We start from the raw sequence: 23,560 nt of genomic DNA, 5'->3' as shown, positions 1-23,560 counted from the left end.
AGCGGCCTTGTGTCGCGAAAGGGCTGCAGAGCAGCCCCAGCAATGCCGCCCCCATCAGCGCTGCAAAAACGCCTGCCTCAATGCCGCGGCTCCAGGTCCCCCGAATACAGCTCATCCTCGGACTCTTCCGCCCCCGCGATCTTGTGCTCCTCGGCCGCCCAGGCCCCCAGGTCGATCAGCTTGCAGCGGTCCGAGCAGAACGGCCGGAACGGGCTCTTCTCCCCCCATTCCACAGGCGCGCCACAGGTCGGGCAATCAACGGTCATCGGCTGGCTCATGGCTGGCCTCCTCGCAAAGTCAGGTAAAAGTGGTGCAGGCGGTCGATGTCGTCGTGCAGCGATTGCAGGTCACGGTCGTTGACCACCACGTCATCGGCATGGCGCAGGCGCTCTTCCCGGGCCAGCTGGGCCTTGAGAATCGCCTGCACCTGTTCCGGGCTGGTGTTGTCGCGCGCCAGGGTGCGTTGCACCTGCAGCTCGGCAGGGGCATCGATCACCAGGATGCGCTGGGTCTTCTGGTGCTGCCCCGACTCGATCAACAGCGGCGACACATACACCGCGTAGGGCGTCTCGGCCTTGGCCAGGTAGCTGAAGATCTCCTGGCCGATCAGCGGGTGCAGCAGCTGCTCCAGCCATTGCCGGTGCGCAGGGTCGGCGAAGATCAGCTGGCGCAGGGCGCCACGGTCGAGCTGGCCGTCGTCGAGCAATACGCCCGGGCCAAAGCGCTCGACGATGCTGGCCAGGGCAGGGCGCCCAGGCTCGACAACCCAGCGCGCGGCCTGGTCGGCATCGACCAGGTGCACGCCCAGCTCGACGAAACGCTCGGCGGCGGCGCTCTTGCCGCTGCCGATGCCGCCGGTCAGGCCAAGAATCCAGGGGGTGAAGGGCGCTGTGCTCATCAGGTTCCAAGCAGTTGCAGGTATGAGGCGACTATTTCATCACCCCAGAGCACGGCGATCCACCCCGCAATGGCCAGATAAGGCCCGAAAGGCAGCGCAGCGCCCATTTGCGTGCGCTTAAGCCGCACCAACGTCAGCCCGACCAGCGCCCCCACCAGGGAGGCCAGCATCAAGGTCAGCGGCAAAACCTGCCAACCGCCCCAGGCCCCGAGCATGGCCAGCAGCTTGAAGTCGCCAAAGCCCATGCCCTCCTTGCCGGTCACCAGCTTGAACACCCAGTACACCGTCCACAGGCTCAGGTAACCCGCCACCGCGCCCCACACCGCATCGGCCAGCGGCACCAGCAGCCCGAAGGCGTTGACCACCAACCCCAGCCACAACAGCGGCAGCACCAGCACATCCGGCAGCAACTGGTGCTCGGCATCGATCAGGCTCAAGCCGATCAGCCCCCAGGTCAGCAGCATCACCGCCAGCGCCTGCACGCCCGGCCCGAAATGCCAGGCCACCAACAGCGACAGCAGGGCAGTGGCCAGCTCCACCAGTGGATAACGCACACTGATCCGCGCCTTGCACCCCGCGCAACGCCCGCGCAAGGCCAGGTAACTCAACAGCGGAATGTTTTCCCACGCCCGGATCGGGCGCTGGCAATGCGGGCAGCGCGACGCCGGCAAACACAGGTCGAAACGCTCGTGCTCGGCCTGGGGCAGCCCCAGCACCTCCTGCGCCTCCCGCTGCCACTGGCGCTCGAGCATCAGCGGCAGCCGGTACACAAGCACATTGAGAAAACTGCCCACCAGCAACCCCAGCACAGCGGCCAGGGCATAGAAGAACGGCGGATGATCGACGATTACGGCCCAGGCATTCATGTTCAGATCAGGCTACCCAACTGAAAGATCGGCAAGTACATCGCCACGACAAGGCCCCCCACCAGCAGCCCGAGGATCAGCACGATGGCCGGCTCCAGCAGCGTGGTCAACTGCTCCAGCGCCTGGCTCACCTGCTCTTCGTAATGTAGCGCGGCCTTGTCCAGCATGGTGTCGAGGGTGCCGCTGGCCTCGCCGACCGCCACCAGCTGGCGCAGCAGCGGCGGGAACAGCCCGTCCGCCTCCATCGCCTGTTGCAGGCTCGCGCCATTGGCCACGCCCTGGCGCAACGCCAGGATCGCCCGCTCATGCAGGCAGTTGCCACTGACCGGCGCCACCGTTGCCAGCGCATCCAGCAACGCCACCCCTGCGCTATAGGACGTCGCCAGGCTGCGCGCAAACCGCGCCAACGCCGCCTGCCCGAGCAAGGTGCCGACCACCGGCACCCGCAACCCCCAGCGCACTATCCACAGTCGCGCCGGCAGATACCGCCGATAAACCTCCCGCCCACCAAACCCCAACACAGTTATCAACAGCACCAGCCACCCCATGTGATTGCCCAGCCCTGTGGATAAATCGATCACCCACTGGGTAAATGCCGGCAGCGCCTTGTCGAAACTGGCAAACAGCCCCTGAAACCGCGGCACCACCTCCAGCAGCAACAACGCCGCCACCCCGAGCCCGGTCAGCAGCAACAGCGCCGGATACAGCATCGCCTTGCGCACCTTCTGCCGCAGCGCCTGGCGCTTCTCCAGCATCCTCGCCATCTGCTCCAGCTGCCGGTCCAGCGTGCCCGACTGCTCGCCCACCCGCACCAGGTTGCAGTACAGCGCATCGAACCACGCCGGATGCCGCTGCAACGCCTCCGCCAGCCCCAGCCCCGCCGCCACATCCTGTTTCAACCGCCCAAGCAACGCCGCCATGCCGCTGTCCACCGTGCTGCGCGCCATCACCTCGAACGCCTGCAGCAACGGCACCCCCGCCGTCAGCAAGGTCGCCAGCTGCCGGCTGAACCCCGGCGCATCCGCCTTGCCCGCCCGCTGCGGCCAACGCCACTGCAACCCACCCGCCAGCCGCACCCGCGTGGCCCGGATGCCCTGGCGTTGCAGCCAAGCCTGCACGAATGCCGGGCTGCGCCCCGGTTGCTGGCCGTGTTGACGAGCGCCGGAGGCATCGATGCCCTCCCAGGCGTAGAGGCGGGTAGACGGTGGCATGCGAAGGTCCTTTGCAGTGCGGCGACAAGCCCCGTAACAGCTTGCCGGGCCCGAGGGCGGGCGCGTTTCCATGACGCTCACTAGAGTAGTTCAGCGAAGATGACGCCCTGCCGTGCAGGGGTGACAAAAGGTGTCGGTTCAGGCCTACTGCGCGCCTGCCGGCCGGGGCGCAACCCAAGAGGAAATGCGCCGACCGCGCCTCCATGTATTACGAAGGAAGACCGTTCATGAAAGGGCAACGAGGTATCACCCTGATCGAACTGATGATCGTCGTCGCGATCATCGGCATCCTGGCGACCATCGCCATCCCCATGTACACCAACCACCAGGCCCGCGCCAAAGCCGCTGCGGCGCTGCTGGAAATCTCCGCGCTGAAAACGCCGATGGACATCCGCCTGAACGAAGGCAAGGACGTGCCCGACGTCGCCAGCCTCGGCGGCCAGCCCGCCACCGCCCATTGCGCGATCACCGCCAGCGGTACGGCCGCCGACGGCAGCGCCAGCATCGCCTGCACCCTGGCCGACGCACCGGCCAATGTGCTGGGCAAGACCGTGACCCTGGCCCGCACCCAGGCGGGGTGGAGCTGCGTGACCACGGTGGAGGAAGACCTCGCGCCGAATGGCTGCAAGGCGCCGTGAAAGTGAGGTGAAACAGGGGTTTGCGTAACGGACACGGCAATGGTACGTTGCGCAACACGCCGGTGTAGCTCAGTCGGTAGAGCAGCGCACTCGTAACGCGAAGGTCGCAGGTTCGATTCCTGTCTCCGGCACCACATCCAGCTCCATTGCATTCCGCTGAATGCTTTGGAAGCCCTCTAAACCGGCATTCTGGCCGGTTTTTCGTTTCCGCGACCCTCCGTCGGGAACCAACAAAATCCCCAATAACCGGGGGTATTTTTGGGGTACAGCGTCTTTCCTGAATGGAGAACGTACCCCTATGCCACGTCTAGCCATTCCGCTCAGCGACCTCAAATGCCGCACGGCCAAACCGCGTGATCGTGCTTATAAACTGTTCGACGGCGGGGGCATGTACCTGTACGTCACGCCCTGCGGCTCGAAGACTTGGCGGCTGCGGTATTTCAAACCCAACGGCAAGGAAGGCACGCTGATCATCGGCAAATACCCCATCGTTTCGTTGGCCGTTGCGAGGACCAAGCGCGATGAGGCCAAGGCGCTGTTGCTCGAAAACCTAGATCCGATGGAGGAAAAGCAGAAGTCAAAGATCGCTGCCCAGCGCGCGAGCCTTCTCTTCGAGACCGTCGCCCTGGAATGGCATGTTGAAATGTCTCGGCGCTGGACTGAGGGCCACGCCAAGACGGTCCTGAGCAGGTTGCGTACCCATGTTTTTCCTTTGATCGGTCAGCGGCCTATTGCTGAACTCGACACCCACGATCTTCTTGAGGTCACTCAGCGAGTCAAGGATCGCGGCACCATGGATGTCGCGCTGCGTGTGCAGAACTATCTATCCACAATCATGCGAGGGGCGAAGCGGGCGCGGCAGATCACTCAAAATCCTGCTCTCGACTTGGCCGGCTCGATTCAAGCACCGCGTACGGTGCATCGTCCTGCACTCTCGCTGAATCGCCTTCCTGAACTGTTGAGCCGAATCGACAGCTACACCGGTCGCGAGCTGACCCGGCTCGCAGTGCTACTGACGCTGCATGTGTTCGTGCGCTCCAGCGAACTGCGCTTTGCACGGTGGGATGAATTCGACCTGCAACGTGCAATGTGGGAGATCCCCGATACCCGTAAGCCGATTGAAGGGGTCCGCTATTCCACACGAGGGACCAAGATGAGTGGAGACATTCAGATAGTGCCGCTATCGCCTCAAGTCATCGAGATCCTTGAACGGCTACGCAGCTTGAATCGGTTCTCTGAACTGGTGTTGCCCGGTGACCACAGGTACTGGAAACCCTTGTCGGAGAATACGGTTAACCAGGTGCTGCGCAATATGGGGTACGACACCACCAAGGACGTGTGCGGGCATGGTTTCAGGACCATGGCTTGTAGTGCCTTGCTCGAATCAGGGCTGTGGACGGACGCGGCGATTGAGCGGCAGATGAGCCATCAGGAGCGTAACCGCGTGCGCGCTGCGTACATCCACAAGGCCCAGTTTCTGGAGCAGCGTCGGTTGATCATGGCGTGGTGGAGTAACTACATCGATGCCAACAGATCGGGCCATGTCACTCCGCATGAGTTTGCCCATCCGGTAGGCGACAACGTCACCGCCTTGCCAAATGGTCATGGCGCATTCAATCGCGGGTGAGCCTGCAAGATCGGTGCTGGATGCTCTTTCACGCGGGTCCATTCAAACAGGGCTGCAAAGCCGCCCTGTTTGGATGGACCTCACTTTGAAGAGCTAAAAGCCACGACGTTGTCCGGGATTTACCACGGAATTCCACCGGTGGATAACCGCTTTTCACGTCCCCAAGAGCGCTGAATTTCTGCCCTTGACCGGGTTTATCCACAGGCGTAGAACTGGCCGTGCAAAGGCTGTCGATGACAGCATCCCAGGTGGCCCGAACCTTCAAGGTCACGCCGCTCCCGCGGTGGTTCTCCCCAAGGGCGATTCGCATCCGGCAGCTCGCCCGGTCACCTCCCAGGTGATGGATGCTCTTACACATATGGCGCTCGTGCGCCAGCTACACCGTACCTCGCTGTCCTGCAGCAACCTATCCGCTTGGCCGACTATTGCGCCAACCTGTGCCCGTCTCTTTCTGTGGAAAGAGACGGGCACTTCTACCACTGCTGCAGCCCTTATCGCACTTGGCTTTGCGTCATTCCCCCTCGTGACAATCGGCGTGACAAACGTCGATGTCACCAGCAACAGCGATGTCGATGATGGTGCCGCAGACCAAGGAATGGACTGCACCTGACTGACAGTCAGGCATGCCCCGGTCATCGCATTGCTGCGTTCACCCGGCTCAGGATCTTCAGGCGCTGGTTTAGTCAGCCAGCGCTGCCTCCACCCGCCCACCGGTAACGGTGCTCAGGAGGCCAGATCATGAGATGCCCTTGCTCCCGGACGTACGGAGCCGCCAGTCCCGCGAAGAGGACATTCCCCACAGGTCGCAGGGGCCTTGATCCCTGATAACACTAAACATTCTTGGCGGGATGACGTGGGGCGAGGATCGGAGAACAGCAGAAGAGGTGACCGACATGGCACTGGTGGGTAGGCGCGATGGTCGTAATTTCGGCTATGGCAGGCAATTGAGCTACGCAGGGCCGCAGGCGCTGAAAGACATGTTCGGCGGCGGTCATTACGGCACGGTCAAGGCGCACTGTGATCGGTGGCAGGCATTCGTGACGTGGTTAGGCGCGGTGACCTCGCCGTCAGCACCGCACAAAACCGGCTATCCAGCGTTAACAGGACCATGGCGGCGCTTCGCGGTGATCAATACGTGAGATTGCCAAGTCCGAGCAAGGCGTTGGGCATGAACACCACTGTACTTCGCCAGTCGATGCAACAGGGCCAAGACCGTGAATAGGTGAATCGGATCGACGATGTGCTTTGCAGCGGTCATCTGCAACGGGCCGCTGCGATCGTTCTGTTGGCGCGAGCCATCGGCATGCGCATGCGTAGGCCAACTTGGCTGACCTTTCACGGCTAAGTCGTGAGGGTGAAGTCATCGAGAAGATAAAATTCTAGGACAGGACCAAAGCGGCCGCGCCGGTGCCTCGGCGCCAATTTAGCTGCCGGAAGCCAAACTTGGGTGTCAAATGGCAGTAAGTGAGATTTCTAGCTTGTAAAGCGTTTTGATCTTGACAGCTGATGGCAAAATGTCACTATTTGGGGTTTAGAGGTGTTCTCTGCTGACTGTCTGCCCTCCCTTCGTATAGGTGCGGTCTATGGGGAAATGATCGCTTTTAGAAGTCTTAACTATTAAGTTATAAGGCACCACATGAGTAAAGGAAGACTGTATGTCTAAGGTAAATGCTTTCGGAGTTCGAAATCTCCGAAGTTTTGGAAGCGAAAAGCAATTTATCCCTCTTAAGAAAATTAACGTATTGGTTGGTCGGAATAGTTGCGGGAAAAGTACCTTTCTTCGTACATATCCTCTTCTTAGGCAGTCAGTTGAGTCGAATACACGATCACCTATACTTTGGTACGGGTCATATGTGGATTTTGGGAATATATCTACGGCAATCAATGATAATGCTGATAAGGTATATTTTGATTTCGATGTGTCGCTTGATATAGCTCAAAAGACTTCTGATGAAGTGATCATAGAGCATGCGCTGGATATTGATCCGCGCAGAAGGAACGGGGTTAGCAAGTTTCCGGCACTTTTGTCAATTGGTTTGAAGCCAAAAGACAAGCGCGTCGAGTCGACTACGGATATCACGGTTAATGACACTGATATCTCTATTTGCTATGTCGGCAATACCGTAGAGCATGTAACTTTTACACATGTCCCTGAAAATGGAAGTAAAGGCAAGTCTTTGTCCATGAGGTTTACAGACCTGTATCTTATGGGGAGAAGTAGCATAATGCCTCTTAGGGTTATGGGGACAAAAGATATAAAAGAAGGGTCAAAAACTTTCAAAACTATAGTAAGGGATTACCTAAAGGACGCTGCATTGAAAGAGCTCGCAGCTTTATTTAAGCCCTACTGTCAGACAGCGGGAAAAACTCTTTCTGCAAAGCTTGAAAAGCTTTCTTTAAGTAATAAAGATCAGCTCGACGAGCAGCTAAAGAAGACGTTTAAGAACGATAAGGTTTTTGGCGAGAAGTATCAGAATGACCAGGCGGAAATTATAAGCGGTACTTTGTTTTATTTGACGGTTATCCAGTTGGACGATATTTTGTTGGCCGCGGATAAGTGCTTGAAAGATTTGTTTAGCAGTGTCCGGTATCTTGGGCCGGTGAGAGCTTCTGCCGAGCGCTTTTATCGACACCAAGATCTTGAGATCGGTGAAATTGATCATAAGGGTGAAAATTTACCTATGGTCATTAACTCGCTAGAGTCTCGTATGAAAAAGCAACTCAGCCAATGGGTGTTTGAGAATTTCGGGTTTGAACTTGATCTTGAAACTTCCGGGTTGCACTATGAGCTAAAAATTAAAGAAGAGAATGACAGTAAATTCCATAATATTAGCGATATGGGCTTCGGTTACTCGCAAATCCTGCCGGTGATAGTGTCGATTTGGCTTGAAACTCAAACCAAAAATCATAGAAATCATTTCCCGTTCGCAATGAAGAGTAATCGGACGCTGGTCATTGAACAACCTGAACTGCACTTGCATCCTGCTCTGCAGTATAAGTTCGGTATTGCAATCGCTAAAGTTTGTAAGCTGGCATCTGAGCGAGGCTTTAAGATTGTGATGGAAACTCACAGTAGTCAACTAATTGAAGCTCTCGGTGACAGCATAAGAAACGGCGTGCTTACTGATCAAGATATCAATATTTCATTATTTGAGAAGAATAGCTCAGATTGTACTGAGGTTGCGCAATCTGGGTTTGATCCGGAAGGTTATCTTACTAACTGGCCTACTGGGTTCTTGTCGGCATAATCATGATAATAACATTAACAAACCTCCCGAAGGTTACTGAGCTTACAAACACTCAAGAAAGCGCTCTGGAACGACTTCTTTGGTGTTTTGGTCGGGGTACCCACGTTGTGTGGATGCCAGTACAAACTGTAGAAGAGTTACTAACGTTAAATTGCTTCAGTAAATATGCCGAGCGTTCACTGCTAGCATTGAAAAAGTTCTCGATTGAATCCAGGAATCTTATTGAGAGTGAGTTTTCATTTAAAGCTGTCGTGGATTTTAATGAGAAGCACAAGATTTGCTTTGAAAGAGGTAGTTTGATAATCGGGCATGAGCTATTAAATGATGAAAAATTCTTGCTTGAGCCTATCTTGCTAGCTGAAAACGAGCTAGATGCAAGAGTTTTCAGTCTGGTCACTGATTCATTTCTTACGTCTCGAAAACTTCTAAACAAGGCATTTAAGGTATCCGTTGACCCCCAGGGTGGTGGAGGGTCAGATACTATAAAAAAATTTGAGCGATACAGATCTGAGAAACGACCGTTTATGTGCGTCCTTGACAGTGATAAAAAGCACCCAAAGGGACGGCTTGGTGAAACGGCTAAGCATTTTAAAGATTTAAAGCTTGGGTTAAATGAGAATTATTATCTAGAGATTCTTGATTGTCACGAGATTGAAAATATCGTCCCAACAAAAGTGCTTCAGGAAATTTTTCCGGCTGTGGATCTGGGGGTAATGTATGCATCGGAAAATATTGAAAAATATAAGCCTTATCCAGATCACAAGAATGGCCTTACTGTAGCTTCTGCTAGATCATTAGACGAAACTCATCAGGATGATTTTTGGAAAGAGTTCTATGGATTGACCGATGATACGATTATATGTAACGCATTGAAAGATATTTTGCCTAAATTTAAAAAGTATCTGGACTCAAATACGCCTCATAAGGCTAAAGAGAAAATTTGCGAGCTAAAGGACTCTTCTCTACACCAGATCTCAAAGATAATAACTGATTTTGGAGTTGGGCTCAGACGCACTATCCCTTGAAAGGAATGAAAAATTTATTGCCCCCAATGTCTAATTGGGGGTAGTAAGAGTCGCTATCGGAATATACCTAGAAATCATCAGTGAAGTCGTTGGCTTTTGGTGTGGGCTTGTAGTTCAGTTTCAGCCTGGAATATTGTACTTCATAACTTCAGGTACGCTGGAGTATTAGATGCTTGATCTGCTTTCTTCAGAATTATTTTTACCAGTCTGCTGATGTCATAGAAGTCGCCTAACAACCTGCTTTTGTCGCAGGGTGATGTTAAGATTTACATTGGTGTCATCTGCGAAAAGTTTCAGGGGGACGGGGTCTTGTAAGTTTTAGTTTGCAAGTAAACTGGCAGGCGCTTCTGTTTTTTGAGTATCTGTGGGTAAGTCTCTTGGCTGTGGCAGATTTCGATAAGGCTTTTCAGTGTTTCATATGCACATCATCTATTTCCAGTTTTTCAAACCCAATCAAAGTAAGTGAAAAATTCCCAATTCGATTCCACTGAAAGCCATAACTAGCTGAATTTTTTATAGATACCCTATGGGGTACGCCAAGAAATCCACCTAATTCCAGCGCCGCGAGCAATGGGCCCTCACGGCCAACAACCGTCCGTCTGTCTCCGGCACCAGAAATCAAGAAGGCTTGCAGCGATGCAGGCCTTTTTTGTGCCCCGAAGAAAGTGATGGACCCAGGGCAATCGAGTCGCCCGCTGAAACAAATTACCGAGTCCCGGTGGTTTGACCTATCCAGGCAAATCTTCGAGAATGAGCACCGAGGACTGCAACCGCGCATGTTTGGGCATGGCTTGCCAGTAATTGGCCCCCCGAATCCGGCAGCAGTGAAGCTGGCGCTCACTGACGTAGGGACAGTCGATAGGCCCCACCATATGGCCGTTGATTTGACTGGGTTCTGACCTTAAGGATCGTAGATCCGGAAACTAAAGAATCGCTGCGACTACAGCCTCATTCACATCCGAAGGCGACCCCAGAAGGGTCGCCTTTTCTTTTGCCCAATCGATCATGATTTCACCGACTTTGGTTCCTCGTGGGGTGGGCTGGGGCGTCCAGGTCACTACCGAGTAATGGAATCCGAGTACGCGATCTCCCTCGCGTGGTTCCAGCGTCAGCGTCCCGTCTATCGTTCGCAGCAGTGTGATGCGTTTTTTAGCCGCTAGAGGATGATTGGCGTCGTGGTAGATCTCGGTGCCCCTTGCAAAGAGTGAGGCGATGAAAGCCGCCAGCTGATCCGGGCTTTTGATCCCCCTTTTGCGTAAAAACGCTTTCTTGCCATGCCAGATGTGCAGGAGCCCATGACCACTTGCTCGACCGCCTTTGCCCTGGTGGTGCTGGCCGACTTTGACGTAAACCCTGCCCTCGGCGAGGTTGAGGCTCATGGCTGAAATCGGGGGGATCACGCCAAAGACGATGCCGCCCGTGGGGTGCTCCACGAGGTCGGCTGGTTTCATCTTGAAAATGGGGGAGGGGGTGGTGACCACGGCGGCTCCTTTGCTTGCCGCTATGGTAAGGAAAATTGGGAAGAGGGTTCCTCGGAGAACATTTGCCGAGTTTTTCCCTGTGGTGCTTCCTCGCCAATGTGCATCTGATCAACCAGTGCGATTCACTTGCCTATGTATTGCAGAGCGAGAAAATAAATCCGTCCCGTTTTCCATTCCGCAGTGGATATCGTCATCACTGTCATCCCCAACAAGAGTAAGGAGGGTCACCTTTGGCTCAAAAAGGCAGAGCTCACAAGCGTGAAGAATGGAAAGGTCAGCGAAGCTGATCTTCTTAAAAACTTACGGCAAGCTATTCAGATCGGAAGGGTGGGAGCTTGTCTAAAAAAATCTACGGCATCAGCTTTATGATCGGTGACTCTCGCTACCTTGGGCCGTAAAGCTTTATCTTTGATGACGCGTCAGAAACTTGCTAAAGCGGCGCCGACTTTCTAAACCTTCAAGGGGTCAGTTGGCTGGTAGTCGGCCGCCGCGAACAGCTGGCAATGGATATGGGCGGATTAGGCGAGCTTAATGTCTGAGGCGTCGCCGAATGCCTGCCTCCGTATCCTGCCTCTCCGCCTCATGTTCGTAAGTCTCCACCATTGATGTTAAAAGTGATGAAGACACGAACGGATGGGAGAAGTTTAGAGCCTCGGCCCATTTATGATACTTCGCAGCTAGCTCTCTCTCTTGGGCTCCTCCTTCGCCACGCCAATGCGCGCCTCGGGAGTTGTAGAGCCCGGTATGAGCTCCTTGCGAAATCTCTTCGGAACCCAGCTCCTCCATGACATCGCGAACAACTTCATTTGGCCACACCCCATCCTTCCCCACTGGGGCATGGGATAGAAGCTTACCAAGGCAAATATCGGCTATTTCACTTCGGTCGAGTTCGAAGCAGCTTTGGCGGACTGTCGCTATCCATTCAGATAGCTTTTCACGGGCGAGTTTCTCTGTGGCTTCATCCTCGCCAGGTATCCGCTCCAAGGCTGTCAGCAAGCGATATCCTTGTTTAGCCAAGCGCTGCCTTCCTTCTTCGGAGCTTGACTCTGAAGGATCACTCCCAGGAGTATTGCGCTTGTACATCCAGGTTATAGCCTGGACGAATATTTCAGGATGGTCCTCGACATAGCGTTCTAGATTAGGAATTTGATGTCCATCACCACCTCGGAGCGAGGAAGCCAATACATCAATAAACATAAACTCAAGACCGGCTTTTTCCTCAATCGGCACATCGGGATTTCGATCTAAGAGTTTAAAGGCTTGTTGGATCTCATAGCTTTGAAGCTGGTACTCACCGCCTTTGTCGTTGCTTTCTTTTGAGATTCCGGAAAGCATCTGGACGAGTAGCTCCGGACGTACTTCATCAAGCTTGAAGTGAACTGAGGAGAAGGCCGCGCGAGGTCTTCCCGCACTGAGAAGATTCACGATGCCTTCGTTGTTCTGATCTGGCGCATCAAACACATACTCCGGAGTTACATCGCGCCAGTAGCGACCCTGAGCATCAGCTGAGAGTTGATCTAAGAGAGACCAAGTTGCTCTGCAATAACGTGAAAGAAGTAATATGTGAAGGGCATCATTTTCAGAAATCTCATTTAGTAAATTCATGAAAAGATTGGTGTGCTGTTCTTGATCAAGGCCCCTCAAAACGCCACTTGCGATGGAGTAATAGCTAGGGTTTTCATCCCCCTTGCCTATGGACTGCAGTACTAGTTCTCCAATCTGCTCAGCCTGCAAGATTCCGCGCGCTAGGTGCCAGCCGATTTGCCGATGAGAGTTTCCCTTAGCAGCAAGATCAAAAACTCCATCTAAACCATTGGTGGAAACAATCTTGCTCAAGGCTTCATGGCGAAGTTTTTCGATGCGACGTTCGCGAGCCTCAAAATCAAGCTCCTCACTTGAGAGTTCATCTGCTGACTCCTCTACCCAGCCCTGCCTGAACAGCCATTCGTGCTTATTGACGACGTCAGTTGGCTCCATCGAGGCGTAAACATCCTTCGCGATTTTCGTAAGCATTGCCTGAGCAGCTTCGTCGTGAGCGGTCTTCCGCTTGCGTCTTGACAGCACCGTCACGCGGATTTTTTCACGTACGCGGGCGATATCGGCATCTGTAGCTCCAGCTACTCGCCATTCGCCAATTAGTTTCCAGACCTTCTCTTGGTCCTCGACCGATAGCGCGTGGAGTCTCGCGATGAGGTCACAGATCATGTCAACTGTGTAGAACGGCCTGCTCAGCGCTATATTGACCATTTCGCGGACAAAATTATTGATAGGCTCCCAGGTGCTGAATGGCTCACCGAAGCCATATCCATCTGGCCTCCATTTGGGTTTGTGGGTGTAGTCTCCAACCCGACTACCGAAATCACCGAACTGCTGGAGGCAAATTTCCCAGCCTACTGAAGGGTGTTTCTCCATCAGCATATGCATTGCCTTCAACCGTAAGGCGTGATCAGCTACTGTCTGCGGCATCCATGCTCTAAATATCGACCCCAGCGAGCTGATTGGCTTATTCCCCCAATTGTCATGAATTTTAACCTCGGCGAGCCGCCCTAAAATTTTGACTACTCTAGGAAAGGTTGTGGGATTCCAAGCCAGCCCCTCAAGCGCCCAGAGAAGACCTGTGCGTTTAGGTGATGCAAAGGGACCTGGTGCGACAGGGTGTAGCAAGTCCATTGTGCAGGGCATATCTGATCTGAGGTCGCGCTCTATAATGCTCAAGAACTCCTTCGGGGCAGCTTCTGCATATAGTGGGAGATCGCGATCATTCGCTTCTAATTTACGGGTTTCAAGCGGCTCAAGAAGTTCCGATACCAGTCTGGCGGCCGCTGTTTCCCCATCAAAACCGAGACGTTGCCCAAATAGGTGCTTTCCATTCACAGCTAGCAAAACTAAGGTTTCAGAAATGCCTTCGCGCAGAGCTGAGGAGAACTCTCGTTTCTTTCCATGAATTGCCGCTGCCCAGCGATCTTTCTCTGGGAGGTCAAGGGCAGGGTCGTCTTCACCTAAAACGATTTTCGCGATTTCGAAAAAGTGATTGAGGTCACCAAGGGTTACCGCTCCGGCAATCGCAAAAAGAGAGTCAATTTTGGAAATGACGCCGCGATAGTTTCCTAAGGACCACATGGGTGAATCGTTAAGCGAAAGTAGTTCCTGCACACGTCTTTCCAGTGCGTCAAAGGAGAGGTCATTCGCTAGCAGTGATAGAGCCGTTTGGTCTGCATCATTGCGCGTATCCCAAGTTCCTAAAAGTACGAGCGGGACGAGGTTAGAGGCGGTCTGATGATTGGCTGCCCAAGTAGGATTTCTTATCGCTGGGATTGTAGAAAGTGCCCGTCGCAGCACAGTCAACGAGCGGCCAGAAGCGTTGGTTAATCTATTGATGTCGTCGCGCCCTTTGTTCATCGCCTCAAGAGCTTTGTTGAAGGCCTCATAACCTAATGGCTCTAGGATAATATTTGGGTTAGCATTCGCAGCGTTGCGCGGGTACACCACGATAGTACGCAGGCTTCCACTATAAGGCCCGAATTCACGCTCGACGTTTCGAGTATGGGCAACGGCAATGAAATTAGTCGTGCTTTGCGCAAGATTTGGTAGAACTCCACAGTCGTCAAACACAAGTACTCGGTCTTTGTGAGTGTGGAACTCCAGCTCGTTGAACATCTGGCTCAAGAATGCAATTGCCTCCTCAACCGAGTCGGCCGTTATAATGAGTGGCTCTGAGTCGCACTTCGAAAGAAATGATTTTATGCGGCTGCGCCAGACATCAATCGGGGTGCTGAAGAGTGACGGGTGAAGGGGGGGATTTGCGACATTGGCCCAATCGGTCCAACACTTCTCGAGAGTTCGAACGCCTTTCGAGGGGCGTTCAGTTTGATTGGCAAACCATGTTTGTGCCGCAATGGATGTTTCCATCCATTGCTCTAGATCGCTGACGTCGTAGGCTCGGACGTCCTTCCAAAGCCTCTTTGCCTGCATGGCGGTAATCCATGCTGTCTTTCCTGGCCATCGCCGCGGTGTGACAAATACAAATGTCGTATTTTCTCGATCCGCCTTCTCAATCGCCTTTACGCTTTTCGAGAAATCGCCGTCAGCTTTTCCTTTGATGTCAACATTGACCCCGAACTCCCATCCTGACACTCCTTCAGGAATCCAAGGCGTACCTGAAGAGGCTTTGATGAACCCATCCCAACCTGGGCGTTCCGCATCATCATTACCGGGAAAGTCAACCTTCTCCAAATTATCGCCAGTCGAATTGACAAGCGTGCGAAGCAGAACCGAAAGCTGCGTACGGGCCGCGATTGTTTTTGAAAACCAATCGCTTATGTCATTGCCCGTAATACTGAGAAACGGCGCTACATAGGCGCGCGCGCTCGCAGTTGCAGCACCTGCCTTCGCGGCGTGTGAATCAAAAGAATTCTGTAGGTTAAGTATATCTGTGGCTGGTACACCAAAAACTCGCTCCAACCGGGCGGCCATATCAGGTGTCGCTGACACCTTCGCGTTGAGGAAGTTTGACACTCCGGGACGGCTTATGCCGATGAGTTTGGCCGCTTCGGTCACCGTCAGCTTTCGAGGTTTGAGGATATTATCTCGGACCCAGTGACCCGGGTGCGGGGAGGTATTTTTCTTTTCCATGGTCTGGGTCCGCAAATTGTAAAGTGTAAGGTTACACCTTACGCCTATCGCTCGCAGTTAAGCAAGCCCCCGTCTGTATCAGTGGAGCGCAGGGGGAGAAGCGGCTGAGTACCTAAATGAGTACCCTTTGATTGCCATAAACAGAGGTGTCTACTGAAATTAGAGGGTTTAGGTGGGTAGGTTCCGTTCCTGTCTCCGTACCAATGCGGGCGTTTTGTTTCTGGCTATCTCAGCATGCCTCACCAATGACCAGATGTAGCTAACCTGCACGCGTCTGCTGTGACATGGCTGCTGTACGCAGAAGACCATCTGGTCTGCCGGGTTATCTTTTCCTCGGTTCGCCAATCGGCGTACAGCTGCCACCCTCACCACCCAGAGCGCTATCTATAAAGAGCACGTTTTCACCATGGCAGCAGTACGTGGGACACCTCAGGTGTGCCGGTTCCTTTCGTCCCGGTCGGCCAACCCACGTACTGTTGCCACCCAGCCCCCTCCGTGCAAGCCATTTCCTACGTTTCCCATTGCCATTTCCTAGCCCCAAGAACCTTGCACTAGAAGCCCCCAAGGAATAAATTCCCTACCAGTCGCGGCAAATTCCGCGACCGGGTTTGGCGACCCGGATAAACTTGGCGCAGCAGCGCCCCACACGATTGCAGGCGCTTTTTTTGCGTCCGCAGCCTCGTGCCATGGCGGCTGTGCGCGGGAGACCTTCGGGTCTGCCGGGTTCCAAGTTCCCGGTTCGCCAACCTGCGTACAGCTGCCACCCATTGTTTGGCGACAATGCGTGGTGGTTCCAACCTAACTTGGAGTCTCATGCATGACCATCACACGTCTGTACAGGATCCTCGCATCCGCTCTCCGCCGCCCAACCCCCGCGGCCACCCCGTCCCCCGCCTTCTACCCAATCGACAGCCAGTCCCTCGCCGAACGCGCCAACCGGGAGGTGCCCCATGCCTGACCATGAACGCCTATCTACCCTCCAGAGCTACGTCTGGACCCTCGAACTGCTCGGCGAGGCGCTGGTCCAGCATGACGAAGTGCTGGAGTGCGAGCACAACCCGCAGCTGAGCTTCCGCAACACGGCGGGGATTCACCAGGCAATCCGGATCATCAGCCGGTTGGCCAGCGAGCAGTTCGGCAAGCTGGAGGCGATGAAAAACGAGGGTGTCTCCGAAGACTGATGCCGCGCATCATCGGGGCCGCATTGCGGCCCTGTTGCGTGGCGTACCCCGGTCGGGCGCTACTTGCACCGCCCGGTTTCAACCAATCGCCATAAACAATATGGCTGCTTCACCCACCCCCATCTCGTATCATCAGCGCCTTCGCATCCGGAACGAACTGTGTGAAATCGCCAACTGGAAAAGCGCCAACTGCCGCTGATGGGCCGAGGTGGGACGTCGCCGAGGCTGTCAATCAGCTCTCGTGGGACGACTTGCGCATCATCAAGACGCTCAGTGATTGCGGCAATCGCGCGGCGACGGCCAAGAAGCTTGGCATCAATGTCTCCACCGTTTCGCGCCGGGTGGCCCAGGTCGAGCGAACGCTCGGCATCGCGCTGTTCGACCACCGCAAGTCAGGCTACCTGCTCACCGCCGAGGGCGCCGAATTGCGAGCACTCGCCGAGCGCGTGGAGCTGGATATCGTCAGCGTCACGCGGCGTGTTTCACGTTCAGGCCAAGGCCCCCTGGGAAAACTGCGCATTACCACCAGCGACTCGCTGCTGCTGTACTTCTTCACCCCCATCATCGCGGACTTCAAAGCCCTGAACGAGGGGATCAGCCTCGAGGTGCTGGTGGGCAATGAAACCCTCAGCCTCGCCCGGGACGAGTCGGATATCGCCATTCGGGCGACGAGAAAACCTGCGGAGAGCCTGGTGGGCCGTAAGCTGGCGAATATTGCCTGGGCACCTTACTGCAGCGCCAAGCAGGTGACTGACGAGCCCCTGTTCGCAGAGGGGCAGGCATGGGTGTCCTACTCGGCAGCGCTCAGCGGGTTGAGGGCGACACGCTATGTCGAAAGCAGGGTTGCCGCTGAGCGCATTGCCTACCGCACCGACTCGGTTGCAGCCGCAAGCGTCGCCATCGCGGCGGGCCTGGGGTTTGGATTTTTGCCCTGCATGCTGGGCGACATCACCCCGGGGTTGGTACGCGCAGGCCCGGTGGTGCCAGAGCTTCAGGACGAGTTGTGGCTGTTGACGCACCAGGACATTCGCAAGTCGTGGCGCGTCAAAGCATTCATGACCTTCTGCGCCGCTGCCGTGGCCAGTCAAAAGCCCTTGGTCGAGGGGCTGTCGGTACTCCCGGCCAGCTGATCGCAACCGGGAGTTCAGCTTAGATGTCCCGGGCGCCAATCACGGCCTTGCAGGCGATCTCGATCAATTGCGGGCGCTGGGCAAGCCTCGATACCCCAATGATATTGCTCGCGCACTGAGGCCGCTCAGTGCCATAGGCCGTCTTGCGCACTTTGCCGACCACGGCGAAGGCAGCGTCCATGTCCAGTACATAGAGCGTTTCCTCGACAACGTCTTGCAGCGTGGCGCCATACAAGGCGAGCAGCTTTGAGATGTTGTCGTAGGCGACCTGCATCTGCTCGCCCATCGACGAGAAATCACTGGGCTTGCCGTCGGCGTTCAGTGGCGCCGGGGCTACCAGGTTGCCGGCCTCGTCATGGTTGAACTGGCCTGATACGTAGATCTCGTTGCCTACCCGCCGTGCCTGCGGATAGCCATACGCCTCCTCCCAGGCAACGCCCCAGTAGGCGGTCTGCTTGTTGAACGGTTGTGAAGCTGCCATTGCATTCTCCTGCACATGACGGACCGGCTTAGTCCGAATGGAAGGGCGAATGCTAGCAGCGCGGCTGTGTATTCAATGGCGCAAAAATGAGCCGGTAGGGGCGCAAAAGTGCGCCACCGGCAGGCGCTTTGTTTCGTTATCTTTTGCTCGTCCTCAAGCAACGACGCTGAGGCGAGCACTCCGTGGCGACGGTAATGCCTGCAACGGGTGCGATCGAACTTCATCCAATTGAAAGGAAACAACAATGAGCAATCCTAAGACTGAAGTCCTGACCCCGTTCAACAGCCAACTGATCTTCATCGACCAGCAGCCGCAGATGGCCTTTGGCGTGCAAAGCATCGACCGGCAAACACTGAAGAACAACACCGTTGGCCTGGCCAAGGCCGCGAAGATTTTCAATATCCCCACCACCTTCACCACGGTCGAGACACAAAGCTTCTCGGGCCACACCTACCCCGAGCTGCTCGCGGTGTTCCCCGACGCGCCGCTGCTGGAACGCACCTCGATGAACTCCTGGGATGACCAGAAGGTGCGCGACGCCCTCAAGCGCAATGGCCGCAACAAGATCATCGTCTCCGGCTTGTGGACCGAGGTCTGCAACGCCACCTTCGCCCTGTCGGCCATGAACGACGCCGGCTATGAAATCTACATGGTCGCCGACGCCTCCGGTGGCACCACCAAGGAAGCCCACGATTACGCCATGCAGCGCATGATCCAGGCCGGCGTGGTGCCGGTGACCTGGCAGCAGGTGCTGCTGGAATGGCAGCGGGACTGGAAGAACCGCGACACCTACGACGCCGTGATGGAGCTGGTCAAGGAACATTCCGGCGCCTATGGCATGGGCGTCGACTACGCCTACACCATGGTGCACAAGGCGCCTGAGCGCGTTCAGCATGGCCCCACCTTGGCGCCTGTCGCTGCTGTCTGAGCCATCGCCAGCCCCTGCCCTGGGGGCTGTTCACTGACGTGCGAAGGGTGCGCAGTGGGCTGATCCGAATCAACGAGCCTGGCCTGGAACCTCTGGGGTTTCCAGCGGCCAGCGCTGCTCGGGTCAGGCACTCGCATCCTGCTACCTGGATTGATGGGTGTGTATGAACAAGGACAACTCTACCGTGCTGGCGACGCTGACACTGGCTTCGACAGGGCAGCTCAAATCCTGGCAGTTGAGAACGGCCACACAGCTGATGCTGGAGAGGCTGGATACCTGCCTATCGGTGACTGAAATCGCCAAGGCGTGTGCATTGTCGCGCAGTCACTTCTCACGCATGTTCAAGGAAAGTACCCGGATGTCGCCGCAACAATGGTTGCGTGAACAACGGGTGATGAAGAGCAGGGAGCTATTGAAGACGTCCACGATGTTGCTCGCAGAGATCGCCCTGGAATGCGGCTTCTGCGATCAATCGCACTTCTGCCGCACCTTCGTGAAGGCTGAAGGCATGACACCAAAGGCTTGGCAGCAACAAGTTGTCTGCACGTGACCATCTGACTACCGCCTCAACAGAAACAGGGGAAATGAATTGAACGTTTTGACCAAAACACTCGCGGGCTCGCTGCTTGCCTTGTCGATCGGTAACGCATTCGCCGGCGCTGGCGTCGAGCACAACACCCAGGCATTCCTCGATGCCTTGAACGCGGGCGGGGGCACACCCATCGAGCAGCTTTCGCCGAAGGACGCCCGTGCGGTGCTGAGCGGCGCCCAGGCCGGGGTGAAACTGACACTGCCCAAGGCGGATGTCAGCGACAAGACCATCAGCGTCGATGGCCAGGCCATCCGCTTGACCATCGTGCGCCCGGCGGGGGTGAAGGGGACCTTGCCGGTGTTCATGTACTTCCACGGCGGCGGCTGGGTGCTCGGCGACTTCCCGACCCATGAGCGCCTGGTGCGCGACCTGGTCGTCGGGTCTGGGGCGGTGGCGGTGTTCGTCAACTACACCCCGTCCCCAGAGGCGCACTACCCGACGGCGATCAACCAGGCCTACGCGGCCACCCGATGGGTGGCCGAGCACGGCAAGGACATCGATGTCGACGGCAAGCGCCTGGCGGTAGCGGGCAACAGTGTCGGCGGCAACATGGCGGCGGTGGTCAGCTTGATGGCCAAGGACAAAGGCACCCCGGCCATCAAGTACCAGGTGCTGCTGTGGCCGGTGACCGACGCCAACTTCGAGACAGCGTCTTACAACCAGTACGCCGAGGGGCACTTCCTCACCCGCAACATGATGAAGTGGTTCTGGGACAACTACACCACCGACCCCAAGCAACGTGCCGAGATCTACGCCTCGCCGCTGCGCGCGACCACCGAGCAGTTGCAAGGCTTGCCGCCAGCGCTGGTGCAGACCGCGAGTGCCGATGTGCTGCGTGATGAAGGCGAAGCCTACGCGCGCAAGCTGGACCAAGCCGGCGTGCCAGTCACGGCGGTGCGCTACAACGGCATGATCCATGACTACGGCTTGCTGAACGTGGTCAGCCAGGTGCCGGCGGTGCGCGCTGCAATGCTGCAGGCAGGCGAGGCGCTGAAAGTGCATTTGCAGTGAGCCCACCCAAGCCCGCAGGTGGATGCCCTGAAAGGGCGATCAATGCGGGCAGCGATAAAACTGCCATTCAGTTAGCGCTTCATCGCACTTATTGGGGGCTGCTTTGCAGCCCTTCGCGGGTAAACCCGCTCCTACACGTACAGCGTTCGATTCAGCGTTTGCGCAATCCTGTTGGAGCGGGTTTACCCGCAGAGCGATAACGGACTGGCAGCCGGCTTTTGGGTCGACAACCTATCGCCAGGCGGCCCTACCAGAACCACCCACCCCGCGCGAGCTCCTGCTCGCAACTGCGGTACTGCGCACCGAACACCGAAGCCCGGGCCTGCACCTTCTGCGAAACGTTCTTCAGCCACGGCTTGGCGTCGTAGCTACGGTTGCGGTAGCCGCCCCAGCCTTCGTGGTAATTCAGGTACTGGCCATAGGCGTCCCACTTGGACGTGCCATTCACCTGCTGGCTCTTCTGCATGTACCAGCCCATGAAGTTGAGGGCGTCGGCGAAGTCGTCGCGGGCGGCGCCCCAGCCGCCGGCTTCGCGCTTGTAGTCGGCCCAGGTCTCGTCCTTGGCTTGGGCATAGCCGTAGGCGGTGCTCACCCGGCCCCAGGGGATGAAACCGAGGAAGTAGTAGCGCGGCGGCAGGGCATCGTGCTTGAACGACGACTCCTGGTACATCATCGCCATCGGCACCTGCACCGGGGCGCCCCAGCGCGCCTGCATCTTCAGCGCCGCCTCGTGCCACTTTGGCTTCTCGCGGAAGATCTCGCAGAGGTTTTCGGGGTTGGCGGGCGGCTTGGTGGCGCAGCCGGCAAGGGCCAGGAGCAGGGCTGGCAGCAAGGGCCGAAGCATGACGGGGAGTTCCTTTTGCGAACGTCGGGGGCGCTGGCGCTTTATACCGTCTTTTCAGGCGCAGATGAATCAGCGGTTGTGGCGCAGTGCGATTGTGGTCAGGTGATTTTCTGGGCTGTGGGCTTGGGGGATTGCGGGTCACAAAGCGGGTTCACAACTTCGGATCCCCGGGGCCGCTTTGCGGCCCTTTCGCGACACAAGGCCGCTCCTACAGGGGGCGATGCAACGCTGTCAGCGGGTGCTCGCCTGCTCGATCAGCAATTGCCAGTTGCGGGCTTCCTGCCAGTCGGCGGCGAAGGGCAGTTGCAGCCAGTACGGATGCTGGCCGGCGCTTTGCAACTGAACGTGCAGGGTAAAGCTGCGCACGGTGTTGTGGGTGGTGGTCGAGGTGGAGCGGGACTTGCCGCCGCCGATCATGCCGAAATGGTTGCTGAACGCGTAGACGTTGCGCCAGCCGTGCTTGGTGGTGGTCTTGGTGGTGCTGCTGGTGACGGCCTGCTCGTCCACGCGCACCTGCTTGACCACCTGCGGTGCATCCATCAGGGCGTGGCGCTCGCCGGTTTCGGGGGCCAGCACATACAGCACGCGGCTGTCGGGGAACACCGCCAGCATGCGCCCGCCGCGGCAGACCCAGCGATACGGCCCCAGGGCCTGGCTGGCCAGAAACGCCTTGCCTTGCTCCATGCGCGTCGCATCGAGGGTGCGCCAGGCCTTGTCCAGCGCGCGTTGGCGGGGGTACCACAGCACCGCCACCGGGTAATACAGCAGCCACAGCAGGCACCAGAGCAACACCGCATAGATCGGCCCGCCGATGTAATGGCCCTGCCACATCCACTTGAGCATCAGGTAGCCGCAGTAGGCCGTCTGGATGCCCATGAAGGCCAGGGTGACCTGGCGTCTGCGCTGGTGCAGGCGGGCTTCGGCCTGCTGCACCTGGTCAAGGGCTTGGCTGAGCGCGGGTGGGGTGGCGGTGAGGGTGGTATCGGGGGTGGCAACGGCGTGTTGAAGGGGCATGGGGCATCCTGCACGTGAAGACAACGCGCCACTCTGGGCGCGGCGGGGGCGGCAGTATACCTTGGCTAAACCCTGGTTTTACCCCTGCGAATGGAATCGCCGGCGCCTCACGAACAAGCCCACGCCCAGCGCCGTGGCAAAGACCGACAGCAGGCCCAGGTCCAGCACGAACAACCGGGTTTGGCTGAGCACCAGGCAACCGACCACACCGGCCAGCATCAGCCCCACGCCGAGCCACTTGCGCAGTGGGTAGGGCTTGAGCAAGCGATCCAGCAGGGCATACAGCACCAAGGCCAGCAGCGCATAAATCAATTCGGTCACAGGCAGTGTCCTCAGGACTTGATGATCAGGGTCGAGGTGGAGTGCTGCGGGCCAATGCCGCCGTTGACCTGCGCCTCGATACTGACCAGCACGTCGCCGGCATGGTAGGTGGGCAGGATTTCATTGGCATAGGCCCGCACCCCCGCGCCCACCGGCACCCCCACGTAGGAGGTGGCCACGGCACTGGTGGCGGCGGCGAACGCCGAGGCGGCCAGGTTGGCGACCTTGGTGCGCTGGGCATTGAGGGTGTCGCCCTGCTGGCGGGTCAGCGGCTTGGAGATGCCGACCTTCATCACGCAGGGCAAGCCTTTGGCCAACATCTTTGCACGCATCCTTACGAGGCAAATGGCGATTTTCCATGACGAACGGTAGGCCGGCAAATGGTGGCATCTGGCTATTTCGTTGTCTGGCCGATTTATCTTCTGGGGGCTG

General features: G+C 56.8%; 20 protein-coding genes, 1 tRNA gene and 1 pseudogene. 11 read left to right on the top strand and 11 right to left on the bottom strand.

From position 1 onward, the window contains the following. Positions 1-77: 77 nt before the first annotated feature. Genes yacG through NJG22_RS11685 form a run of 4 tightly spaced genes read right to left on the bottom strand, consistent with a single transcriptional unit; the run spans position 78 to position 2,975 of the window. A complete protein-coding gene (gene yacG / locus NJG22_RS11700) occupies positions 78-278 on the bottom strand; it encodes a DNA gyrase inhibitor YacG (RefSeq protein WP_011535705.1) in 201 nt (66 codons plus the stop codon). Further along, positions 275-898 carry a dephospho-CoA kinase gene (coaE, locus tag NJG22_RS11695; protein ID WP_253094690.1) on the bottom strand — a complete coding sequence of 208 codons (624 nt, stop codon included), beginning with the start codon at positions 896-898 and terminating at the stop codon, positions 275-277. Before coaE ends, yacG begins: the two co-directional genes overlap by 4 nt. After that, entirely contained in the window at positions 898-1,764 is an 867-nt protein-coding gene (locus tag NJG22_RS11690) for an A24 family peptidase (RefSeq protein WP_253094688.1), read from the bottom strand. Before NJG22_RS11690 ends, coaE begins: the two co-directional genes overlap by 1 nt. 2 nt (positions 1,765-1,766) lie before the next feature. Continuing rightward, entirely contained in the window at positions 1,767-2,975 is a 1,209-nt protein-coding gene (locus NJG22_RS11685; protein ID WP_253094686.1) for a type II secretion system F family protein, read from the bottom strand. Between the two features lie 227 nt (positions 2,976-3,202). On the opposite strand from NJG22_RS11685, the gene NJG22_RS11680 reads away from it, so the two are divergent. The 6 genes and pseudogenes from NJG22_RS11680 (at position 3,203) to NJG22_RS11655 (ending at position 9,513) form a co-directional block, all read left to right on the top strand. Beyond that, on the top strand, positions 3,203-3,613 hold the full coding sequence (locus NJG22_RS11680; protein WP_088852781.1) for a pilin: 411 nt from the start codon (positions 3,203-3,205) through the stop codon (positions 3,611-3,613). Between the two features lie 58 nt (positions 3,614-3,671). Next, positions 3,672-3,747: transfer RNA gene (locus NJG22_RS11675), tRNA-Thr, on the top strand. Between the two features lie 164 nt (positions 3,748-3,911). Further along, on the top strand, positions 3,912-5,240 hold the full coding sequence (locus NJG22_RS11670) for an integrase arm-type DNA-binding domain-containing protein (RefSeq protein WP_253094684.1): 1,329 nt from the start codon (positions 3,912-3,914) through the stop codon (positions 5,238-5,240). A gap of 893 nt (positions 5,241-6,133) precedes the next feature. Continuing rightward, positions 6,134-6,593, top strand: a pseudogene (locus NJG22_RS11665) (integrase); the annotation flags it as partial. A gap of 302 nt (positions 6,594-6,895) precedes the next feature. Further along, positions 6,896-8,488 (top strand): AAA family ATPase, encoded by a 1,593-nt coding sequence (locus tag NJG22_RS11660; RefSeq protein WP_253094682.1) that lies wholly within the window; start codon positions 6,896-6,898, stop codon positions 8,486-8,488. Between the two features lie 113 nt (positions 8,489-8,601). After that, positions 8,602-9,513, top strand: a complete 912-nt coding sequence (locus NJG22_RS11655) for a hypothetical protein (RefSeq protein WP_253094680.1) — start codon at positions 8,602-8,604, stop codon at positions 9,511-9,513. A 923-nt stretch (positions 9,514-10,436) separates the two neighbouring features. On the opposite strand, the gene NJG22_RS11650 is transcribed toward NJG22_RS11655, so the two are convergent. Both NJG22_RS11650 and NJG22_RS11645 read right to left on the bottom strand, forming a co-directional pair. Continuing rightward, positions 10,437-10,994, bottom strand: a complete 558-nt coding sequence (locus NJG22_RS11650) for a hypothetical protein (RefSeq protein WP_253094678.1) — start codon at positions 10,992-10,994, stop codon at positions 10,437-10,439. A gap of 528 nt (positions 10,995-11,522) precedes the next feature. Then, positions 11,523-15,626, bottom strand: a complete 4,104-nt coding sequence (locus NJG22_RS11645) for a HigA family addiction module antitoxin (protein WP_253094676.1) — start codon at positions 15,624-15,626, stop codon at positions 11,523-11,525. A 950-nt stretch (positions 15,627-16,576) separates the two neighbouring features. Here NJG22_RS11645 and NJG22_RS11640 point away from each other — a divergent pair. Together NJG22_RS11640 and NJG22_RS11635 are read left to right on the top strand one after the other, a co-directional pair. Next, the gene (locus NJG22_RS11640; RefSeq protein WP_253094674.1) at positions 16,577-16,807 is read left to right on the top strand and encodes a hypothetical protein; all 231 of its coding nucleotides are present in this window, start codon (positions 16,577-16,579) and stop codon (positions 16,805-16,807) included. A 161-nt stretch (positions 16,808-16,968) separates the two neighbouring features. Beyond that, the gene (locus tag NJG22_RS11635) at positions 16,969-17,937 is read left to right on the top strand and encodes a LysR family transcriptional regulator (RefSeq protein WP_253094672.1); all 969 of its coding nucleotides are present in this window, start codon (positions 16,969-16,971) and stop codon (positions 17,935-17,937) included. Between the two features lie 19 nt (positions 17,938-17,956). Here NJG22_RS11635 and NJG22_RS11630 read toward each other — a convergent pair whose 3' ends face one another. Beyond that, complete coding sequence (locus NJG22_RS11630; protein WP_253094669.1) at positions 17,957-18,418, bottom strand: Rid family hydrolase; 462 nt, start codon at positions 18,416-18,418, stop codon at positions 17,957-17,959. Positions 18,419-18,662: 244 nt separating this feature from the next. Here NJG22_RS11630 and NJG22_RS11625 point away from each other — a divergent pair, with 244 nt between their 5' ends. The 3 genes from NJG22_RS11625 (at position 18,663) to NJG22_RS11615 (ending at position 20,949) form a co-directional block, all read left to right on the top strand. Then, positions 18,663-19,346: a hydrolase gene (locus tag NJG22_RS11625; RefSeq protein WP_028689876.1), complete on the top strand. Its 684-nt coding sequence runs from the start codon at positions 18,663-18,665 to the stop codon at positions 19,344-19,346. A 163-nt stretch (positions 19,347-19,509) separates the two neighbouring features. Beyond that, positions 19,510-19,896 (top strand): AraC family transcriptional regulator, encoded by a 387-nt coding sequence (locus NJG22_RS11620; RefSeq protein ID WP_253094668.1) that lies wholly within the window; start codon positions 19,510-19,512, stop codon positions 19,894-19,896. A 39-nt stretch (positions 19,897-19,935) separates the two neighbouring features. Beyond that, complete coding sequence (locus NJG22_RS11615) at positions 19,936-20,949, top strand: alpha/beta hydrolase (protein ID WP_253094666.1); 1,014 nt, start codon at positions 19,936-19,938, stop codon at positions 20,947-20,949. Positions 20,950-21,196: 247 nt separating this feature from the next. On the opposite strand, the gene NJG22_RS11610 is transcribed toward NJG22_RS11615, so the two are convergent. From NJG22_RS11610 to NJG22_RS11595, 4 genes are all read right to left on the bottom strand, one after another. After that, positions 21,197-21,793: a hypothetical protein gene (locus tag NJG22_RS11610; RefSeq protein WP_290444777.1), complete on the bottom strand. Its 597-nt coding sequence runs from the start codon at positions 21,791-21,793 to the stop codon at positions 21,197-21,199. Positions 21,794-22,024: 231 nt separating this feature from the next. Then, positions 22,025-22,807 (bottom strand): hypothetical protein, encoded by a 783-nt coding sequence (locus NJG22_RS11605; protein ID WP_253094664.1) that lies wholly within the window; start codon positions 22,805-22,807, stop codon positions 22,025-22,027. 78 nt (positions 22,808-22,885) lie between these two features. Then, positions 22,886-23,128: a hypothetical protein gene (locus NJG22_RS11600; RefSeq protein ID WP_253094662.1), complete on the bottom strand. Its 243-nt coding sequence runs from the start codon at positions 23,126-23,128 to the stop codon at positions 22,886-22,888. Positions 23,129-23,139: 11 nt separating this feature from the next. Next, complete coding sequence (locus NJG22_RS11595) at positions 23,140-23,448, bottom strand: hypothetical protein (RefSeq protein WP_253094660.1); 309 nt, start codon at positions 23,446-23,448, stop codon at positions 23,140-23,142. Between the last annotated feature and the right edge of the window lie 112 nt (positions 23,449-23,560).

The organism is Pseudomonas sp. VA159-2 (assembly GCF_024126635.1).
In the GTDB taxonomy this organism is placed as follows: Bacteria; Pseudomonadota; Gammaproteobacteria; order Pseudomonadales; family Pseudomonadaceae; genus Aquipseudomonas; species Aquipseudomonas muyukensis.
Note: the sequence above shows the minus strand (reverse complement) of the source record. Positions and strands in the feature narration are given on the sequence as shown.

Excerpts from the sequence above, each read along its gene's own strand:
- NJG22_RS11640 (WP_253094674.1), top strand. The coding sequence starts at position 16,577 with ATGCCTGACCATGAACGCCTATCTACCCTCCAGAGCTACGTCTGGACC.
- NJG22_RS11645 (WP_253094676.1), bottom strand. The coding sequence starts at position 15,626 with ATGGAAAAGAAAAATACCTCCCCGCACCCGGGTCACTGGGTCCGAGAT.
- NJG22_RS11625 (WP_028689876.1), top strand. The coding sequence starts at position 18,663 with ATGAGCAATCCTAAGACTGAAGTCCTGACCCCGTTCAACAGCCAACTG.
- NJG22_RS11660 (WP_253094682.1), top strand. The coding sequence starts at position 6,896 with ATGTCTAAGGTAAATGCTTTCGGAGTTCGAAATCTCCGAAGTTTTGGA.
- coaE (WP_253094690.1), bottom strand. The coding sequence starts at position 898 with ATGAGCACAGCGCCCTTCACCCCCTGGATTCTTGGCCTGACCGGCGGC.
- yacG (WP_011535705.1), bottom strand. The coding sequence starts at position 278 with ATGAGCCAGCCGATGACCGTTGATTGCCCGACCTGTGGCGCGCCTGTG.
- NJG22_RS11620 (WP_253094668.1), top strand. The coding sequence starts at position 19,510 with ATGAACAAGGACAACTCTACCGTGCTGGCGACGCTGACACTGGCTTCG.
- NJG22_RS11685 (WP_253094686.1), bottom strand. The coding sequence starts at position 2,975 with ATGCCACCGTCTACCCGCCTCTACGCCTGGGAGGGCATCGATGCCTCC.
- NJG22_RS11680 (WP_088852781.1), top strand. The coding sequence starts at position 3,203 with ATGAAAGGGCAACGAGGTATCACCCTGATCGAACTGATGATCGTCGTC.
- NJG22_RS11670 (WP_253094684.1), top strand. The coding sequence starts at position 3,912 with ATGCCACGTCTAGCCATTCCGCTCAGCGACCTCAAATGCCGCACGGCC.
- NJG22_RS11595 (WP_253094660.1), bottom strand. The coding sequence starts at position 23,448 with ATGTTGGCCAAAGGCTTGCCCTGCGTGATGAAGGTCGGCATCTCCAAG.
- NJG22_RS11690 (WP_253094688.1), bottom strand. The coding sequence starts at position 1,764 with ATGAATGCCTGGGCCGTAATCGTCGATCATCCGCCGTTCTTCTATGCC.
- NJG22_RS11605 (WP_253094664.1), bottom strand. The coding sequence starts at position 22,807 with ATGCCCCTTCAACACGCCGTTGCCACCCCCGATACCACCCTCACCGCC.
- NJG22_RS11630 (WP_253094669.1), bottom strand. The coding sequence starts at position 18,418 with ATGGCAGCTTCACAACCGTTCAACAAGCAGACCGCCTACTGGGGCGTT.
- NJG22_RS11655 (WP_253094680.1), top strand. The coding sequence starts at position 8,602 with ATGCCAGTACAAACTGTAGAAGAGTTACTAACGTTAAATTGCTTCAGT.
- NJG22_RS11610 (WP_290444777.1), bottom strand. The coding sequence starts at position 21,793 with ATGCTTCGGCCCTTGCTGCCAGCCCTGCTCCTGGCCCTTGCCGGCTGC.